2 protein-coding genes are annotated in these 2,153 nt (G+C 38.2%); one reads left to right on the top strand and one right to left on the bottom strand.

The features are described 5' to 3' along the window. Positions 1–1,166 (bottom strand): phosphoglycerate kinase (locus tag GMD4S_RS08195; protein WP_001096775.1); only part of this gene is annotated, 1,166 nt, incomplete at its 3' end. Positions 1,167–1,519: 353 nt separating this feature from the next. Here GMD4S_RS08195 and GMD4S_RS08190 point away from each other — a divergent pair. Next, on the top strand, positions 1,520–2,153 hold a 634-nt coding region (locus GMD4S_RS08190; protein ID WP_000764441.1), incomplete at its 3' end, for a helix-turn-helix transcriptional regulator.

Raw genomic sequence — 2,153 nt, 5'->3', positions numbered from 1 at the left:
ACTTTACCTTCAAGGAGTTCCATTGATGCTCCACCACCAGTAGAGATCCATGAGAACTTGTCTGCACGGCCAAGGTTGATGGCTGCAGCAGCTGAGTCACCACCACCGATGATTGATTTCACGCCTGGTTGTTTCACGATAGCGTCCATTACACCGATTGTACCAGCTTGGAAGTCTGGGTTTTCAAATACACCCATTGGTCCGTTCCAAACAACTGTTTTGGCACCAGTCAAAGCTTCGTCAAATTTAGCGATAGATTTTGGACCGATGTCAAGACCAAGGAAACCTGGGTCAACTGCTTCACCTTCAGTATCTTTCACTTCAGTGTAGTCAGCAAATGCGTTTGCTTCTTTTGAGTCAACTGGCAAGATCAATTTGCCGTTTGCTTTTTCAAGAAGAGCTTTAGCGACATCCAATTTGTCTTCTTCAACAAGTGAGTTACCGATTTCGATACCTTGTGCTTTGTAGAATGTGTAAGTCATCCCACCACCGATAAGGACTTTATCAGCTTTTTCAAGCAAGTTTTCGATAACACCGATCTTGTCTGAAACTTTTGAACCACCAAGGATAGCCACGAATGGACGTTCTGGAGCTTCAACTGCTTCTTGGATGTAGGCAATCTCGTTTTCAAGAAGGAAACCAGCAACTGCTTTTTCAACGTTTGCTGAGATACCAACGTTAGATGCGTGTGCACGGTGAGCTGTACCGAATGCATCGTTTACGAAGATACCATCTCCAAGTGATGCCCAGTATTTACCAAGTTCAGGATCGTTTTTAGATTCTTTCTTGCCGTCAACATCTTCGAAACGAGTGTTTTCAACCAAGAGAACTTGTCCATCTTCAAGAGCGTTAACAGCGGCTTCCAATTCAGCACCACGTGTAACACCTGGGATAAATTTAACTTCTTGTCCCAATTTAGTAGCCAAGTCAGCAGCTACAGGAGCAAGTGATTTACCTTCTTTGTCTGCTTCTTCTTTTACACGTCCAAGGTGAGAGAAGAGGATTGCACGTCCACCTTGTTCAAGGATGTACTTGATAGTTGGAAGAGCTGCAGTGATACGGTTGTCATTGGTAATCACGCCATCTTTAACAGGTACGTTGAAGTCAACACGAACGAGAACTTTTTTCCCTTTCAAGTCAACGTCTTTAACAGTCAATTTTGCCATTAGATATGACTCCTTCTTTTTTTATACGTGTTAATTATATCACAAAATCAGCAAAAGAGATAGAAAAACCCTAAACTTTTCTTGTTCATTCTTCTATCTACTAACCTAAAAATCTAGGATTACCGTACGGGAAATGGCAATTTTCACATAATTCGGTTGGAATAATTTAGGTAAATTTCTTGATTGATCTACCTAATTACTTCTATACCATTCTTTTTCTAACATTTTAATCCTTAATATTCTAAACTCTACAGTCCTTCTTTTTGAATTGCTAGGTTTCTTATTATACAATATAACTAAAATAGTTTCTTTAGTTTGTGCTATTTGAGATTAAAAGAAGGGGAATTGCTACCATGAAATTAGAAAGACTAATCTATATTTTACTGTCTCTTTTAAATAAGAAGAGAATAACAGCTAAAGAGATTGCAGAGAGATTTGAAATATCTACTCGAACTGTATATAGGGACATGGATACACTCAGTTTAGCGGGGATCCCAATCTATTCGGAACGTGGAGATAAGGGAGGTTTCTATATACCGAGCGACTATAAGATAGACAGAAACTTTTTCACTGAGGAGGAGAGACAGTTTATCATTAATATGAGCCAAAATGTTAGTAAAATCGTTGGCCATTCAAGTCTTGACAGTATCGAACACAAGCTGTCTTCTCAAGAAATTACAAGAGCAAACAGTCCTTTTTACTTTGATCTCAGTTCCTGGACTCTTAATACAAATTATTTACTAGACATTGAGGAAGCGATACAATCTAAACAGATGATTTCTTTTTCTTACTATTCGAAAAAACAAGAGAAAAGTCAGCGAACAATTATCCCATACAGATTGATCTATAAACTGAATGCTTGGTATGTTATCGGTTACTGCTTAGAAAAATTAGATTTTCGTATTTTTAAATTAACTCGAATTCGAGAACTAGAACCAGTGGAGATAAAAGATAAATCATTCGATTATCCACGTTTATCTCAAGAAA

Source organism: Streptococcus sp. GMD4S, assembly GCF_000296955.1.
The sequence above is the reverse complement of the archived record's forward strand: the minus strand, read 5'-3'. Positions and strand labels throughout refer to the sequence as shown.